13 protein-coding genes and 1 pseudogene are annotated in these 17170 nt (G+C 30.3%); 9 read left to right on the top strand and 5 right to left on the bottom strand.

Annotation, left to right across the window (positions count from 1 at the left end):
- Positions 1–4 precede the first annotated feature (4 nt).
- The 3 genes from ACWJJ7_RS10855 to ACWJJ7_RS10845 all read left to right on the top strand — a co-directional run bounded on the left by ACWJJ7_RS10855 (position 5) and on the right by ACWJJ7_RS10845 (position 5865).
- Complete coding sequence (locus ACWJJ7_RS10855) at positions 5–4069, top strand: AAA domain-containing protein (RefSeq protein WP_462962152.1); 4065 nt, start codon at positions 5–7, stop codon at positions 4067–4069.
- A 117-nt stretch (positions 4070–4186) separates the two neighbouring features.
- Positions 4187–4600, top strand: coding sequence for a HipA N-terminal domain-containing protein (locus ACWJJ7_RS10850; RefSeq protein ID WP_462962151.1), 414 nt, complete (start codon positions 4187–4189; stop codon positions 4598–4600).
- Positions 4601–4797: 197 nt separating this feature from the next.
- Positions 4798–5865, top strand: a complete 1068-nt coding sequence (locus tag ACWJJ7_RS10845) for a mannose-1-phosphate guanylyltransferase (protein ID WP_462962150.1) — start codon at positions 4798–4800, stop codon at positions 5863–5865.
- Between the two features lie 95 nt (positions 5866–5960).
- On the opposite strand, the gene ACWJJ7_RS10840 is transcribed toward ACWJJ7_RS10845, so the two are convergent.
- From ACWJJ7_RS10840 to ACWJJ7_RS10825, 4 genes are all read right to left on the bottom strand, one after another.
- The gene (locus tag ACWJJ7_RS10840) at positions 5961–6662 is read right to left on the bottom strand and encodes an ABC transporter ATP-binding protein (RefSeq protein WP_462962149.1); all 702 of its coding nucleotides are present in this window, start codon (positions 6660–6662) and stop codon (positions 5961–5963) included.
- A 12-nt stretch (positions 6663–6674) separates the two neighbouring features.
- Positions 6675–8204: an ABC transporter permease gene (locus ACWJJ7_RS10835; protein WP_462962148.1), complete on the bottom strand. Its 1530-nt coding sequence runs from the start codon at positions 8202–8204 to the stop codon at positions 6675–6677.
- Positions 8205–8315: 111 nt separating this feature from the next.
- A complete protein-coding gene (locus ACWJJ7_RS10830) occupies positions 8316–9773 on the bottom strand; it encodes a HAMP domain-containing sensor histidine kinase (protein WP_462962147.1) in 1458 nt (485 codons plus the stop codon).
- Entirely contained in the window at positions 9757–10455 is a 699-nt protein-coding gene (locus ACWJJ7_RS10825) for a response regulator transcription factor (RefSeq protein WP_462960222.1), read from the bottom strand. The genes ACWJJ7_RS10830 and ACWJJ7_RS10825 overlap by 17 nt, the downstream gene beginning before the upstream one ends.
- Before the next feature lie 272 nt (positions 10456–10727).
- Here ACWJJ7_RS10825 and ACWJJ7_RS10820 point away from each other — a divergent pair, with 272 nt between their 5' ends.
- The 4 genes from ACWJJ7_RS10820 (at position 10728) to ACWJJ7_RS10805 (ending at position 14305) form a co-directional block, all read left to right on the top strand.
- Positions 10728–11420: a response regulator transcription factor gene (locus ACWJJ7_RS10820; protein WP_462962146.1), complete on the top strand. Its 693-nt coding sequence runs from the start codon at positions 10728–10730 to the stop codon at positions 11418–11420.
- Between the two features lie 88 nt (positions 11421–11508).
- Positions 11509–12432, top strand: a complete 924-nt coding sequence (locus tag ACWJJ7_RS10815; protein WP_462960224.1) for an ABC transporter ATP-binding protein — start codon at positions 11509–11511, stop codon at positions 12430–12432.
- Complete coding sequence (locus ACWJJ7_RS10810) at positions 12425–13180, top strand: ABC transporter permease (protein ID WP_462962145.1); 756 nt, start codon at positions 12425–12427, stop codon at positions 13178–13180. Before ACWJJ7_RS10815 ends, ACWJJ7_RS10810 begins: the two co-directional genes overlap by 8 nt.
- Positions 13181–13384: 204 nt before the next feature.
- Positions 13385–14305 (top strand): sensor histidine kinase, encoded by a 921-nt coding sequence (locus ACWJJ7_RS10805; protein WP_462962144.1) that lies wholly within the window; start codon positions 13385–13387, stop codon positions 14303–14305.
- Between the two features lie 202 nt (positions 14306–14507).
- Here the strand turns inward: ACWJJ7_RS10805 and ACWJJ7_RS10800 are convergent, their stop codons facing one another.
- On the bottom strand, positions 14508–14945 hold the full coding sequence (locus tag ACWJJ7_RS10800) for a 2-thiouracil desulfurase family protein (protein WP_462962143.1): 438 nt from the start codon (positions 14943–14945) through the stop codon (positions 14508–14510).
- 234 nt (positions 14946–15179) lie between these two features.
- Between ACWJJ7_RS10800 and ACWJJ7_RS10795 the strand changes: the two are divergent.
- Positions 15180–15347: pseudogene (locus ACWJJ7_RS10795) on the top strand (IS1595 family transposase); the annotation flags it as partial.
- A 779-nt stretch (positions 15348–16126) separates the two neighbouring features.
- Entirely contained in the window at positions 16127–16969 is an 843-nt protein-coding gene (locus ACWJJ7_RS10790; protein ID WP_462962142.1) for a lysostaphin resistance A-like protein, read from the top strand.
- Positions 16970–17170 lie beyond the last annotated feature (201 nt).

Genomic DNA, 17170 nt, shown 5'->3' with positions numbered 1-17170 from the left:
AGTTTTGAATATTAATAATAAAGTAGAAAAAATATTTTCATATTTACTAAGTATAAAAAATATGAATCAAAAAACTATAAGAAATATTAATGAATATGAAAATGTACATTGGCAAAAGGAGCTCCAAAATATTAGTGGGTGCACTTTTAATGTTGATGAAAATAAGGATTATTGGTTAACGATAGATGAGAGAGCAGGAAAATTATATGCTCAGTTTCAGAAAACATATTTAAAATTAGAAAAAAACAGTGAAGATTTAGAGATGATTTGGTCAAATGGGATTTTAACTTGGAAAAAAGAGGGCAAAGAAGTAGTCCATCCTATTTTTACGACTAAAATGGAAATAAAACTTGACTCAATGAAAAAAACATTTACTCTAAAACCATATAATAACCAAACCAATGTGGAGCTTGAATTTTTAAATGAATATTTGGAGGTAAACTTAGATAGTTTACTAAACATTCGCAATAAAGCAAAAGATATGGCTCTGGATGTGAGAAATATTGAAATGGCTTCAAAAATATTTGAAGAGATAGCTATGCTTTTAAAAGCTCACAGGTCGGATTTTTATATTGAGGAGCTAAGCGGTGAATCAGATATAAAGATTCAAAGTAACATACAATTTTACAATGCCCCATGCATCATACTTCGTAAGGTTGACACAAGACTTTGGAATATGGAACTAAATGATGTACTTTCACAAATTAGAGCGGGATTTCCTATTCCCAAAACTATAGAAGCTTTGGTTTCAGAGGAAGATATGGTGCAAGATGCCCAGGAACTTAATGAGTGGAAGGAAGTAGGACAAGATGTATTATTTCCTCTGCCTGCAAATCAGGAGCAAATGGAAATAACTAAGAGACTCGCTGAAAACTTTGGCATCGTTGTACAGGGTCCGCCAGGTACTGGTAAAAGCCATTCTATAGCTAATCTAATATGCCATCTTTTGGCACATGGCAAAAGGGTACTAGTGACAAGCCAAACAGATAGAGCATTAAGGGTTTTGTCTAATAAAATACCAGAAGAAGTTAGGTCATTATGTATAAGTATATTAGGAAATGATACGAAATCACTAGAAGAATTGGACGAGTCTGTTAGAAAAATAACAGAAAATTTATCAATGGACACTAAAGAATTACATAAAGACATAAAACTCTTAAAATATAAACTTAGTAAGTGCCTCGAAACTCAAAAGAGTTTATATGAAGAGTTAAAATGCATTGAAGATAGAGAAAACGATAAGGTAGAATATGAAGGACAAAAATACACATTAATGCATATTGCTAGGTGGGTTAAAGATAATGAAGATGCTCATTCTTGGCTAGTAGATAAAGTTGATTTTAATAAACAAAATCCCCTAAGCACTGAAGAATTTAATAAGTTAGTTACATTATCAAGTATAATTACAAAAGAGCAAATACATGAAATAAATAACATAGTTAAGTACAGAGCGATATTGCCTAAAGAAGATGAGTTATGTTATAAAATATTAGAATTATTTAAATTAGAACAGTACCAACATATTCATGAGAATAATATTAAAGACTGGAATAATGTTAATGCGATAGATTATGGAAATAGGAGATTACTAAAACTTGTAAATGATGCAATAGAAAGACTAGAAGGGTTTGAAAATAGCTGGCTAAATAATGTTATGACTCATTATTATTCTAATAACGAATCACAAGGTCTTTGGCAACAATTAGTTAATAGGTGTAATGAATATATAAGAAGTATAAGTGAAATTAAGCAAGAATTAAATGATCACAAGTTAGAAATACCGACTGATGTTGATATAAACAGATTTAAAAATGACTTTGATGTTGTATCAAAAACAATAAGTGAAAAAGGCAAACTAGGAATTGTATTTAAGATGCTCCATGGTAAGTTTAAATATATATTCGCAGGTTGCAAGGTAGATTATGAGTTTATAAATAATAGTGAACAAATAAGGGTAGTTAATTTATATATAAAGCTACAGCTATTAGAAAGAGAGCTTAAAAATATTTGGAATAATACAATAGAAGGGTATGGGCCAAAGATTATAGATGATTCGAACTTAAACTATGTAAGTGAAGTCGCAGGCGGTATTAGGGGTATTGAAACGATTATTAATTGGGACAAAGACTTTAGAAATAATATAATTAATTTTTTACCAGATAAAAACCTGACAATTAGTTTACATTGGAATGAAAAAGAATCATATGTTTATCTTAAAAATGGATTTGAGAGCTTAAGGCTTATAAATAAATATAATAAATTAAACTTAGAAATGGAAGGGATAGAGAGAACATTCAATAATATAGGGTGCATGCAAAAATTACACAAAGCTATAAACACAAGAGACATTGATAGTTTGCATTCTGTTTATATGGAGATTGATAGTCTAATGCAAGTAGCGAGTAGTGTGTTGGAATTAACAGAATTGAGTAAAAAGATAGAAAAATGCTGTCCGATATTACTTGGAAATATTACAAATAATAATAAAAAAACCATGAAGAATTTAGAAAGTTTAAATTGGGAAAAGGCATGGAAGTGGAAAAAATGGAATGATTTTTTGTGCAAATTAGAAGAGATTGATGTAGAAACTTTAGAGAAAAATACAGCCCAGGAAAAAATTAAAGAAAAATATATTATAAGAGAACTTGTTTCTAAAAAAAGTTGGGTTAATCAAATAGAGCGTACTACTGAGGCTCAAAAAAGAAGCTTATTTACTTGGATGGAAGCTATAAAAAGAATAGGAAAAGGCACAGGAACTCAGGCAGTGAAGTATAGGAAAATTGCACAAAAGGAAATGGAAAATTGTAAGGATGTAATTCCTGTATGGATTATGCCGATAAATAGAGTCATGGAAAATTTAAAGCTTACGGATAATTTATTCGATGTGGTAATTGTGGACGAGAGCAGTCAAAGCGATATATCAGCTATAACAGTTTTAATGAGGGCTAAGAAGGCAATTATTGTAGGAGATGAAAAGCAAATAAGTCCAGAAGCTATTGGAAAGGACCATGTTGCTGTAGAAACTTTAATAAACACATATTTAGAAAATATTCCACATGCAGAATGGTTCGATCTAAAAACTAGCTTGTACAATACAGCCCTAAGGGTATTCCCAAATAGATTATTATTAAAGGAACACTTTAGGTGCGTGCCAGAGATAATTGGATTTAGTAATGAATTGTGCTATTCGGGCGAAATAATACCTTTAAGAAGAATAGATGCTAAAGAAATAGTTGGCCCATTTATAGTAACCTCTAAAGTTACGCAGGGATGTAGGGATGAAACTAAGGCTATAAACGTAAACGAAGCAAAGAGCATTGTAGATAAGATAGTAGAGTGTTGTAGTAATGAGAGGTATAATGGCATGACAATGGGAGTTATATCGCTACTAGGGGACGCTCAAGCTGAATTAATACTGGGCATGTTGGTAGAGACACTTGGCATGGAGGAAATACTGCAAAGAAGACTTATATGTGGAGATGCCTATTCTTTCCAGGGGGATGAGAGAGATGTAATGTTCCTATCAATGGTTATTGCAAATAATGCTAAATTTACAGCTTTAACTAAGGGATCAGATATAAGAAGATTTAACGTAGCGGCGAGCCGTGCAAGGAATCAAATGTGGCTGTTTCACTCAGTTGATTTAGAGAACCTTAATAATAAATGTGTTAGATACTCCCTATTAAAATATTGCCTAGAGGAGAATGAACCTAAGGAAGAAATTAAATCACCACAATATTTATTATTAAATGATTTTGAGGAGCATATAGAAAGATGCATAAAAGAAAGTGGATATAAGATTACACCAAAGGTTAAAGTAGGAAAATATACTATAGATTTTGTTGTAGAAACGGATTTATCCTTGGATATTACTGGAGGGAATTATAAAAAAATAGCAGTTAAATGCATTGGAATGCCACAAGATGAAAATTATAATTGGCAAAAGCAGTATGAAATGCAGATGTGTCTTGAAAGGGTTGGATGGGAGTTTTATAAAATACGTGCCAGTGAATTCTATAGAAATCCTAGTGTAGTTATGGATAGATTATCACAAAAATTAAATAATTAAAAAAACATAAAACCTTACTTAGTGAAATTTTTGTTTGCATATTATTCCAATTAAGTTATAATAAGTATAATGGGAGAATATGATTATAGTATGATTTTTAATAAGAGGGTGAGAGGAATGACTAGCAAAGTGAAGAACGTAATATGGATGATATGGAAAAATGAACAAGAAGAAACATTTAAAGTAGGAGAATTAAGCAAAAGAACGGAAAAATATTATTTTAAATATGATATTGAGGGTGTTAAAAAGGCTGAAGCATATGGATTTTCTCCATTGTCGTGTTTTCCTATAGTAAATGCAAAGTATTTCAGCGAAGAATTATTTCGTTCATTTGTAAAGCGACTACCATGCCAGGAAGAAAAGGATATGACCTCTGTTTTAAAGGAATATAATATTGAAGAATATGATGATTTAGAATTACTTGCAAAAAGCGGGGGCAAAATGTCAACAGACAGATTTGAATTTGTTTCGCCTTTTGATGAAGAGGTTATTGTCTTAGATAAAGAGAGTATTGTCTCAGATGAGAAATAAAAACATCTAGACAAAAAGTGTGTAGTATGAAAGATATATTTTTCATCCTACACATTTTTTGTTTTTCAAAATATGATAAGGAGTATAAGCAATTTTAAAACACATAAAACTAAATACTTAAACAATATTATAAATTGTTCTCACAACATAGACTTATAAATCATAAAATGAAATGAGTAATAATTTGGGGTGGTATTTTGATATACGTACTAATCTTAGCAGGTGGAAAGGGAACAAGACTTTACCCTCTATCTCGTGCACAAAACCCAAAGCAGTTTTTGAATATTATCAATAATAAGAGCTTTTTAAGAAGCACTGTGGATAGAATAAAATGTTTAGTTAGCAATGAAAATATTTATGTAGTTACTAATGAAGATTATTTTGATAAAATCTGTAAAGAACTTCCAGAAATCAACAGAAAAAATATATTTGTGGAACCTAGTAATAAAGAAACTGCTACTTGTATAGGTCTATCCGCTGCCAAGCTAGTTAAACAGGACAAGGAAGCAACCATGATAGTTTTACCTTCTGATCATTATATAGAAAATGAAAAGGAGTTTAAAGAAACTGTTTTACAAGGGGTTGAAATTGCAAATAAAAAAAGAGGACTAGTCACCATAGGTGTACAGCCTACGAGACCAGAAACTGGTTATGGTTATATAGAAATGGGAGATAGGGTAAACGCTGATATGCCTACGTTCAAAGTAGAACGATTTTTAGAAAAACCTAATACCGAAGTAGCCAAGGATTTGCTCTTAAAAGGAAACTTCCTTTGGAATAGTGGTATGTTTGTATGGAGAGCAGATGTGTACTTACGAGAGATGGATAAGTATTTACCTAAGATGTATAAAAGATTAATGACTATATATCAAGCTTTAGAGACCGATGAAGAAACTGAAGTAATAAAAGAACAGTATAATGAAATAGATGGAATATCAGTGGATTTTGGCATAATGCAGAAAACTAGAAAGGCATTTGTTATAAAATGTGACTTTGTATGGGATGACATAGGAACCTTCGCAGCGCTTTCAAGGTTTCTAAGTAATTTACGCGGTAACAATGTTTTGGGTAACACGTTTATGGAAGAGAGTGAAAATTGTTCAGTATTTGGTAAGGACAGACTTATAATTGGGTTTGGTGTAAAGGATCTTATAATTGTCGATGCAGGAGATGTTATATTAGTAATGGACAAGAATAAGGATCAGGAGATTAAGCATTTGGTTAATGAACTTAAAGAGTATGAAGAAACGGAAAAGTATATATGATTTAATAAGCCCCACCTATAGGTGGATACGAAATTAAACCCTCCTAATCAAATAGGAGGGTTTAATTTCATTTTAAATGGAAGTCATTCACGGAATCATTGGGGGTGATTTTCCAGCGAAGATAGCTCGCTATCTTCGTTTTTATCAAATTTTCCGTTAGCAATCATTATTTTTTTATCAGCGAATGAAGCTACTTTTGATGAATGAGTAACGATAATTACACATTTGTCTTGCTGCCTTGCTAGTTCTAAAAAAATCTTCATTATGCCTTCTTCTGTGTCTTTATCGAGGTTGCCTGTTGGCTCGTCAGCTAAAATTATATCCGGATTATATGATAATGCCCTTGCTATTGCAACCCTTTGCTGTTCACCACCAGAAAGCTTTAGGACTCTACGCTTTGATTTTGTTTCATCAAGTTCTAAATTTGATAACATATTTAGAGCAATTTCGTTTTTATTTTCTAGTTTCTTTCCAGATACATCAAGTGATAATACCACATTTTCCTGTGCTGTCAGCTGAGGCAACAAATTGTATCCTTGAAATATAACTCCCACCATTCTGCTCCTATATTGGTATTTATCTATTGTTTTGATATCTTTGCCATCATATAAAATCTTCCCTTCAGTTGGAGTAGTTAACCCCGATAGTACAGATAAAAGTGTACTTTTGCCTGCGCCTGATTTGCCTACAATTGAATAGATTTTGCCCTTTTCAAATTCGAAATTAATGTCATTTAAAATCTTTTGATTATTACCATCATAAGAATAAGACAAACTTTCAAGTTTTAATATACTCATATACCTCTCCCCCTAATTCCTATTTGATAATATCTTAAGCGGTTCATAGCGTAAGATGAATATTATCGCTCCGCAGCTACTAATTATTGTAAGTAGTATACCAATGCCAATTAACTGCAATATTACATTAATATCAGTTGTTGCTGTTATATTTTTAATATAGCTGACATCGTTATTCTTTGTAAAATTTCCAATTTGAGCACTTCCTCCACCTTGGACCATTCCTGATCTTCCAAAATTTTCGTTTTGGGTGGACTTCTGTGTTTGAGCCGATGTCACTTGGCTTTCAAGTAATGTGTTTGCAATTGGTACAGAAGCTATTGCTCCAATTGATGTCCCAATAATTATTGCAACAAAAGTAACTAAAAACAGCTCTATAACAAACTGAAATGCAACTTTTATTTTCTTCATTCCAATAGCAGTCAATACGCCTACCTCATATTTACGTTCACGAATATTAAAGATGTTAAGTACAACTAAAATTGTTCCACCAATTATAAAAACAAGTAAAAGAAATATGTCCGCAAATTTGTTTAAATTCTTAAGTGGAACTAAGCTTTGTTCGTAATTGGTTACATCTTTTGAGGTAACAGTATAATCTTTTGACAGTCCACGTGATACCGCATCAGTTTTAAAGTTATTGAATTGTTCTACATTTGAAAAAGAATATATACCACTAGTTTGGCTTCTTAAAGCTGTTGTGGTTTCATTTTCATTTTGGTCAGTAGCCTTTTGTGCCTTGCTTTCTGAGTTATTAGTAATTGCTTTTAGTGTGTTGTAGTTTGTATAAATATAATTTGCGGGATCCTGCGATGCGGAAAATCTCATCATTTTATTATCACTTGTAGCGGTTGTGCTATAAATGCCCTTTATGGTGAGTTCATATGTTTCCGTACTTAAATTAGGGTTTGATAACTTTATTTTATCACCAACCTTTAACTTGTTAAAAGTTGAAAGTGTATCACTTATTAGGCAGGAGTTATCTGCTTTATCAAATGAAAAAATCCCACCGGATGCAATTTTATTTGTACCATCTACAAATGATGTCATTGCATTTTCTGTGTTATACCCCATAATTGTGAAATCACCCTGTTGCCCCATACCTCCAAAGCCTTTTTTGTCACCAGTGACAACTTTAAATTCATTTGTATCTCCGGTTGTCGTGCTTTCGGTTTCAGTATATGGCTCGATGCCATCACTTTTTGAAATAGAACTTTCTAATGAGTAATTAAAATCTTTAACATAGCTTGAATTTGAGTATTTTTGCATTTCAGCTAAGGTAATTGCCTGATGATCTTGCATAAGCTGACGTAATGCCTGTCTGTCATTCTTAGCTTGTTCTTGGAGTTTTGTCATATCCACTCCAATTGTAGCTGTAATTGATAAGTCTTTTAGTCCCTCGTTCTGGGCAGTTTTTGCTGCTTGTTTAATAGATAAAGCAACACAGCTAGAAACTGCGATTACAAGCGCAATAATTCCTATTAATATATTTCTCGCTAGATTTCTCGAAATATTTTTAAGTGCATTTTTGAAAATATACATAGTGATTAATCAGCTCCTTCTTTAATTCTAATTATATTTAACAGTTGTGATGTTTTTGTGAGCTTAAAAAAATAATCTGCTTAACGCCTAAGCGTTAAGCAGATTAAATTACTAATTTGTGCTTTTCAAAGAAAACCAAAATTCAACGCCACCGTCATGATTTATCACACCATAATTGCCTTCGTGAGCGTTAATAATTGTTTTAACAATGTAAAGTCCTAGTCCAACATTGTTTTCGTCATTTCTTGTTCGTGCTTGATCCGTCCTATAAAAGCTGTCCCATATCTTGTCGATATTCTCCATAGGAATATTTTCGCCCTTGTTATATATTGAAAACACTACATTTTCTTGTTGTTTCTTAACAGATATCTTAACCATATTATTTGGTTTTGTGTGTGAAATTGCATTTATCATATAATTTTTCATCACTTGCTCTAAGTGTATTTTATCACCACTAACGCAACAATCATTTTCAAAATGCGTATTATAGATAATACCCTTTTTTGCAAACAATACATAGTTTTTTGCAGTAAGCAGTGAGGCAACTTCTCCCAATTTAATATTTTCTTTTTTTAGTTTAACCAAATTATTTTCAATACTTGAAATATCAAGCAAGCTCTTAACAAGCTGATCCATTTTTTGGCTTTCATCAATAATTACATCATAATAAAAGCTTTTATCGATACCCTCTACATCATTTTTTAACATTTCGGAATATCCCAACAATAATGAAAGTGGAGTTTTTAATTCATGGGATACATTGGCAATAAATTCTCTTCTCATTTTTTCTATTTGTTTTTGATAATCAATACCCTTTTGCAGGACTTGATTTGCACTTGTAAGCTTTGAAATCATTTGTGAAAGTGTATCCGACATGATATTAATGTTTTTGGCTAACCTCCCTATTTCATCATCAGGTAAATTTTCATCTGCTTTTTTCGTAAAATTCAAAACAGCAACATTTCGTGCCACTTCATCAATTTGTTTAATAGGTTTACTGAATTTTGAAGCAAATATATATGCTGCAAATCCACCAAACAATAATGCAAAAATAGAAATAAACACACTAAATTTGGCTAGAATTTTTGCGCTCTGTTCAACTCCAGAAATGGGTGTTTCAATTACAATGAATCGTTTTCCATTTTCTGAATTTATTATTCCGTGAAGCATTAAGCTTTTTTCATTTGTTCTATAGTTCACCTGCAATACAGCGCTTGGATTCTCAGAAAATATTACTCTACCATTTTCATTTTTAAAGCGAAAAGGTGCATTTGCTGGAAATGGATGACTTTTTCCATAACTACTATAAATATCATTAGATAATTCATCTAAAATAGTAATTTGTAAATTGTCAGTTTCTTCGCGGTGGTTAATAATTTTATATAACTTTGGCTCATCATCACTGTAATTTTGCTTGATTTGACTAAATAGTTGTACAATTACATTGCTTTTTTGTGCCTTGAAATATGGATTTGCTAAAAATATGTTGAATATTACTTGTAATATTACAATTGAAAAAATAATTAGCCCAACAAATATAGTAACTTTAGTTTTAATTGTTTTGTTCATTTTTCACCTCAAAGCGATAACCAACGCCATGGACGGTTTTGATATATTGACAATTGAATACAAGTTTTGCTCTTAATTGCTTTATGTGTGTATCAACTGTTCTTGTATCGCCTACATAATCATAATTCCAAACAGCATCTAAAATTTGTTCTCTGGCTAACACTAGTTCATTATTTTCAATAAAGTATAAAAGTAAATCGTATTCTTTGGGTGTAAGGTCTAATTTTTCATTGGCACAAACTACTTCTTTTTTTAACTTATCAACTGATATATTGCCTATAACAACATTTTCGGCCTTTCTCTTACCAGTTCTTTTTAATACAGCTTCAAGTCGTGCAAGAAGTAATGATGGCGAAAAAGGTTTAGATATATAATCATCTGCACCAAATTTAAATCCAGCCAATTGATCATATTCCTCCCCCTTAGCAGTAAGCATAATAATTGGAGTAATCGAGTCTTCACGAATTTCAGAAAGTACATCAAATCCATTTTTCATTGGCATCATTACGTCTAATAAAATTAAATCTATCTTACTGTTATTAGAATAAAACATTTCCATCGCTTCTTTTCCATTGCTTGCTTCAAGTATCTCATATTTATGACTAACGAGAAAGTCCTTAAGCATTCGTCTAATTCTACTTTCATCATCAACAATAAGAATCAGACCCTTTATTATGTCCATTATTATCACCACCTTAAAACGATAGTATACCATAACCATGATAAAAATATGAGAAGCCATTACTAAAATTGATAACGTAGCGAACAATTTATGTTTGCTAATTATCAAGATTCCGATTCCTATAATAGATATAATAAAGGAAACACTTTAATAATTTTACAAATTAATCAAATAAAAGTATACTAAAATTGTGTAAATCTAAACTATACAAATATGGATAAAATTCCATATATAAGATGATGTATGAAATTAATTAATAAAGGGTGAGTGTGATGAATGATAATATAAGTGTATTAGTGGTGGAAGATGATATAGATATAAATAATTTGTTATGTGAAATATTGAGCAAACATGGATACCATGTAAAAACTGCATATTCAGGATCAGAAGCAAGAATGTGTATAAATCAGTATGATTTTCACATTATCTTATTAGATTTAATGATACCAGGAATATCTGGAGAGGAACTTATATCACTCATAAGAAAAATTAAAACTATGCCAATAATAGTTTTATCTGCGAAGACAGCACAGGATACAAAAATAGAAGTACTAAGACTAGGTGCAGATGACTTTGTGTCCAAGCCTTTTGATGTAAATGAAATTCTAGCAAGGGTTGAATCACAACTCAGAAGATATATGATATTTTCTAATAAAAGTCAAAGCGAAAATATTTTAAAGTATAAAGATTTAATTTTAAATAGTGAAGCAGTAGAGGCACTAGTTAAAGGCGAAAATATTAACATTACACCAAGAGAGTTTCACATATTAGAAATGTTAATGTCTTACCCAAACAAGGTGTTTACTAAAGCAAATATATTTGAGACTGTATGGAATGATGAGTTTTTGGGTGATGATAATACTGTAAATGTTCATGTAAGCAATATTCGCTCGAAAATAGCAAAAATTGATCCAGATAGTGAGTATATTCATACAGTATGGGGAATTGGTTATAAGATGAGCTAGAAATCTTAATACTTTCTTAATGATTTCCTTAAAGTTTCTTATACTTTAAGTACTATTATAAATATATAAGATAAGGGGAGGGAATTTAATGGGGGATATAATTTTAAAAACAAAAAAATTAACTAAAAAGTATGGTAAGGACTTTGCCGTAAATAATGTTGATTTAGAATTAAAACAAGGGGATATTTACGGACTTGTAGGTAAGAACGGTGCAGGAAAAACAACAATTCTTAGGATGATATCTGGATTATCTATACCAACAAGTGGAGAAATAGAACTTTTTAATGAAACATCAAAAGCTGGTTTAAATAATTCAAGGTCAAAGATAGGATGCATGATTGAAACACCAAGTTTTTTTAAATATTTATCAGCAAAGAAAAATCTAGAATACTATAGAATACAGAGGGGTGTTGTAGAAAAAGAATGTGTGGATGAGGTAATTAAAATGGTAGATCTTGAGGATGCGGGCAAGAAAAAATTCAAAAACTTTTCACTTGGCATGAAACAACGATTAGGACTTGCACTAGCTATAATGACAAGTCCTGACTTACTAATCTTAGATGAGCCTACCAACGGTCTTGACCCTACTGGAATAATAGAATTAAGAGAACTCTTATTAAGATTTAATAGAGAAAGAAATACGACAATAATTATATCTAGCCATATATTAAGTGAGCTATCTCAACTTGCAAATACCTATGGATTTATTAATAAGGGCGAGTTTGTAGAGCAAATAGCTGCAAAGAATCTAGAAGAAAAATGTAGACGGTACCTATTAATTAAAGTAGATGATACCTCAAAAGCCACCGTTATAATAGAAAATAAGCTAGGAGCTATGGAATATGAAGTGTTAAATAGAAATGAAATTAGATTATATCAGCATATAGATACTCCAGAGAGAGTGTCAGAGGCGCTTATTAATAATGGAATTAAGCTATTTTCAATTAATAACAGTGGTGTGAATTTAGAAGAGTATTTTGTAAATTTAATTGGGGGTAATAAGCATGATTAATTATATAAAAGCTGAACTTTATAGAAGTTTTAATAGAGTATATTTTTGGGCTTATACAGCTTCTATAGGTATTTTAGCTATATTGGCTAATGTTATGATTTTAAATGTACATTGTCATATTCCCACTGATAGTATTAATAGTATGTTTGATAAGTTCATTATGTCAACCTTTATTATTCCAATATTTCTAGTAGTTGGACTTGTAGATATGATTACATCGGAGGAAAACAAAAATGAAACGCTTAGAAATGTTGTGGTTTTTGGAGTTACAAGAAGTAAAATAATTTTATCAAAGCTTATAACTACAGTTATCCTTGCATTTATAGCAGAAATTATTATATTAGTTTTGTATTTTGGGAGCGCATTTGTAGTATTTGGAGTAAATAATGAACTAATTGCTACTATAATAAGGTTTTGTCAAAAATCATTAGTAGCCACGCCTCTATGGATAGCAGCTATAGCAATATGTACTTTCTTAGCTGTTATTATTAAAAATAATACTATTTTTGCATTTGTCTATTCTGGAATATTTATATTTACAGACAAGATTATTATGGTGCTTTCATTCTTTGTTTCTGATAAGTTTAAATACCTGGAAAATATTCTTATTACAAAAAAAATAAATGAAATTTCAACGGGATCATTATCAAGTGAAATTATAATATCTTCAGTTTTAATGGGAGTTATTTATACAGTAGTATTTACAATTATAACTATAGTGTATTTTGAAAAAAAGGAAGTTAAATGATCTCCTGCGGAGCTGCAACAGCTTCACAGAAGCTGTATTATCGACTTTAGAAGTAGATTTATATTCCCACTGAAGTTTCCTATTTATTAGGGCAAGTAACTCCTACCTATAGAAGAAGGGGACTTTCCTTCTGAAATGTCGTTAAATAAATTAGAGTAGCATACGGATAATATATTTTAGATATTAGAGGAAGGGGTGATATTTATGCAAAGAATAATAATAATTTTATTACTAGCTGCGGTAGTCATATCTGTTACCCTATATGTTTTATTGTATAGTGAAATTAAAAGTATAAATAATCAATTAAACAAAATTAATAAAACTAAGACTAATTCGAAAATACTATTATCTTGTTCTAATAAGCAATTAAGTGGGTTAGCTTTGGGAATAAACAAAAATCTAGAAGAAAAACAAAAGTCAGAAGCTAAATATAAAAAGATGGATTTAGAGCTTAGAAAAGCTATTGCGAATATATCTCATGATTTAAGGACTCCATTAACTTCAATAAGGGGGTATATGCAATTAATTGATAATAATAGTTTATCTGAAGATGAAAATAAGAAATATATAGATATAGTAAAAAACAGAACAAAATCATTAGAAACCTTAATAACTAGTTTTTATGATTTATCAAGACTAGAAGGTAATGAATATAAATTTGATATGAAATCCTTAAACTTAAACAATATAGTGTGTGAATGCGTGGCTTCATCTTATAATGATTTCTTAAATTGCGAAGTGGAACCTAAAATTGATATAGAAGAAAAACCTTATTTTATTATAGGAGATGAAGTTGCAGTAAAGAGAGTGTTTTCAAATTTAATACAAAACATCATTAAATATGGTAAAGGATATGTAGCTATTTCTTTAAAACGCAGTAATGATTGCATTGTTACAATATTTCAAAATGCCGCACCAAATTTAAATGATGAAGATGCAAAACATTTATTTGAGCGCTTTTTTACAGCAGATAGAGCAAGAACGGGGAAAAGTACAGGGATTGGACTTGCTATAACAAAACAATTAGTTGAACAAATGGGGCATGAAATTTCAGTGGAACTAGTGGAAGGAAAGCTTAGCATAATAATAAGGTGGAAATGTTTAAAGTATGTTAATGAAAAATAGATATGGGGGAGTAGGGGATATAATAATTTATACAAAATAGCCTCAGAAACTTTGACTTGTTATTTTATTTGAAATCCCTAAGAGGGTTCATTTTTAAAACAGTTAAGGATATTATTGTTACCATTTTAAAACTCATATTTAACAATTTCCTAATAGTACGGGCATCAGTAGTTGGGGAACAGCCATATGAATAAAATGACTATTATAATTTATCTAAATCATTTTCTGTATATACCTCAATACCATTTTTAAGTAATAGTTCTGCAGTGAAACCATATCCTTTTATTAGTCCACCTGAAAATGCCCCATTGTATATAAATCCACAACCGCATGAAGGGCTTTTAGAGAGTAGTATTGCTTTTTTTATACCTATGACTTTCGCAATTCTCAAAGTCTTTTCTGCTCCTTCAACAAATTCTTTAGTAAAATCTTGTTTATCCTTACTAATTACTTTTTTATTACCCATTTCATCTATGATAATTTCACAACTTGGTCTTGGAGTATGTAGTCCAGCTAAGAGTTCTGGACATACAGCAATAGCATTTCCTTTCTTCACTAAATCAGCTATAACTTTATTCTCTATATTGGTTCCATTATATCTACAATTAACCCCTGCTAAACATGAACTTACTAAATACATATAGCACCATCTCCTTTTGTAAGTTTTGTTTTATCAGAATTTTTAATTACATAATATCCTACTATTATAATCTAATTATTTAGCTATATTATACCATTAGATACAACCTATATAGTTTAATAATATACAAAACTTTAACATAAAGACTGTCATAATGAGGTATATCCTAATGATACTATCAGAATATGTTTCACTGGGGTTATAAAAAGAATATATGAAATGTTTCAAATATAAATAGCCATAGCTTGTGCAATTGATAGGGTAGGAAACATTGTAACTGAACTAATCTGTAAAGGTAGAATGAAGCATACAGATTTAGAAAGACTTTTTACAGGCAGGATTGAAGATAATTCAACCCTTTGTACTGACTCACACAAGAGTTACATTAAGTTCGCCAAAAATTATTTATAAAATGTTAATTAAGGGAAACCAAACGGCTTTCCTTAAAAATTGTCATGTTTTTCAACAATATTATTAAACATAGCCAAATGAAAAAGAAATTAATCAAAAAAAATTTGAAAATTTAGCTGATGCACTTTCAGATACTGGAATCTCAAAGGACATTTTAAAAGATATTTATAAAAAAGTAAAATAAGTGATGATGATTAACTATGAGCTGTAAATGGACTACTCAAGAATCTATGTTACATGGGTATGGAAACGATTTGTGTTAAAAATTGTAAAAATAAATATTATTTTACTCAGACTATGTTTTTTTGTATGAATCGTTGCATACCCAGAAAATGTTGGAGCTCCACGTATTGTATTGATATTAGTGGGATTTATAGATATTATTACAGCGGATGAAAACAAAAATGAAACGCTTAGAAATGTTGTGTTTTTGGAGTTCCAAGAAGTAAAATAATTTTATCAAAGATTGTAGCTACAGTTATTCTTGCATTTATAGCAGAATTTATTATATTAGTTTTGTTTTTAGGGAGCGTGTTTATAGTACTCGGAGTAAATAATGAACTCCTTATTAATATAACAAATTTTTGTCAGAAGATATTGGTAATAACCCCTCTGTGGATAGCGGTTCCTATAATAGACAGAGACTCAAAGTATGAACAAATTAGGGAAAGATTATAATATGTGTAATTTAACGACAGTATATATAGTATACTTAGAATGGTATAAACTGAAAATATGTTAAAAATATAATAAGTTAGAGAGTGTGATGTATGAAATTTTTAAAAAATATAGAAAATCAAGCGATAACTGTTAAACAAATGACTATAATTAAAGCTTTTCTTGTAATGCTTACAGCAATTTTATTGGAGATATTAGGTCAAATACCCATAGAAATTTTAAATTTATTTTTTAAACATTTTACAAAGATAGCCCCATATTTGAACTTTGTTACAGGAGTATTAGTTAAATATTTTACTATTATTCTTTTATTAAAGTGGTATAGTATAGGTTCCTGTGAAAAATCGCATAAAAAAAGTTTGAATAGAAAGAATTTTATTTATGTTGCTTTAATCATTATAGGCTTTCGTATAATATATGATAATAGTTTAATTTTCTGGGCGAGTAAGATACCCATGCCTGATTTTATAAATCAAGCATTTGAGGAACTGGCGATGTCACCTATTATAATGATACTTAGCGTTGCTGTTATAGCACCTATATATGAGGAAATTATTTTTAGAGGAATCTTGCTAAGAGGTATGGCTAATAAAATAAATCCAACGGTAGCACTTATAGTATCAGCCTTATTTTTCGCATTGATGCATATGAATATTCCTCAGGGCATAAATGCATTTTTGCTAGGATTAATTGTTGGATCTATATATCTAAATACAGGTTCAATTTATTTAAGTATATTTGCACACTTTATAAATAATTCTGTAGCAATCTCAATTTCAGGAGCCTTCCAATTAATAAGCGGAAAGTATACTATATTAATTCATGGTACAGCTTTTATTGTAGGGAGTATAATTTTAATTGTTGCCTACAGATGGCTTAAACAAAATAAACTAGGAGATAGGTTGGACATATACAAAGAATTTATAGAAATATAATATTAGGTCACAAAATAAAGTCCTCCATTATAAAGATAATTATCTTTATAATGGAGGACTTTGTGCATTTTATTGATGATTTAATTTTTACATCAGTTTTTTGAAAAAATGACAGATTAATTAAACAAAACTATATAATAATGAATAAATTGAAAGTTTAATGCATATAAAATTCAAAAATCTCGGAATTAATGGAGATAG

It is taken from the genome of Clostridium sp. CM042 (assembly GCF_055080995.1).
The sequence above is the reverse complement of the archived record's forward strand: the minus strand, read 5'-3'. Positions and strand labels throughout refer to the sequence as shown.